The organism is Lactiplantibacillus sp. 7.2.4 (assembly GCF_018991185.1).
GTDB classification, from domain to species: domain Bacteria; phylum Bacillota; class Bacilli; order Lactobacillales; family Lactobacillaceae; genus Lactiplantibacillus; species Lactiplantibacillus pentosus.
Window position 1 is genome coordinate 1 of sequence record NZ_JAGYGS010000171.1, and the last position, 583, is coordinate 583.

The 583-nt window shown below is 37.9% G+C and carries 1 protein-coding gene; it reads right to left on the reverse strand.

Annotation, left to right across the window (positions count from 1 at the left end):
- Nucleotides 1-114 precede the first annotated feature (114 nt).
- Nucleotides 115-583: RepB-like protein (locus KGF70_RS17060; RefSeq protein WP_216786533.1), on the reverse strand; the 469-nt coding region annotated here is incomplete at its 5' end.

Genomic DNA, 583 nt, shown 5'->3' on the forward strand with positions numbered 1-583 from the left:
CACCAGAATAATCTGTGGGACAGTCCCAGCCCTCACCCTTTAGCTTGGCAGCTACAGATTGTTCAAATTTATCTTCCGCTATTTAACTAGTCTTCTTTTCTTTTTTAGTTGTAACTATTTACCAAAACGCCACCACTTTTTAGGTTTAGGTTGTGACTCCGGGGTGCTATTTTCAGGTTCCGGTTGTTTGTCTGACGTCACTTCTTTTTCACTATTATCATGCGGTGCCATCGTTAAGGCTTTCAAGTCCTTAATTTCTGCCTTGTATTCTTCGAGCAGTTGTTTGTCCTGTAAGGCCAATCTTTGTTGCTGATCTAGTAACTTATGTAACTCTTTCTTTTCAGATTGAAATTCTGATACTAAATTTCGAAGGAATTTCACTTCATCTTGTCCATCAACCGCATCTTTTTTGTTGTCGTCAACATCATCTTTTTGTTGACGGTATCTTGTTGATGAATCGTTTGAGAACATTGCTTTAATAGCTTTTTGCCCATCAACATCAACGTAAACAGTATTGCCTTTTGTTGATGTAAATTGACGTAAATCGATTGACGCATCTCTTTTTATCTTTTGCCATATAGCC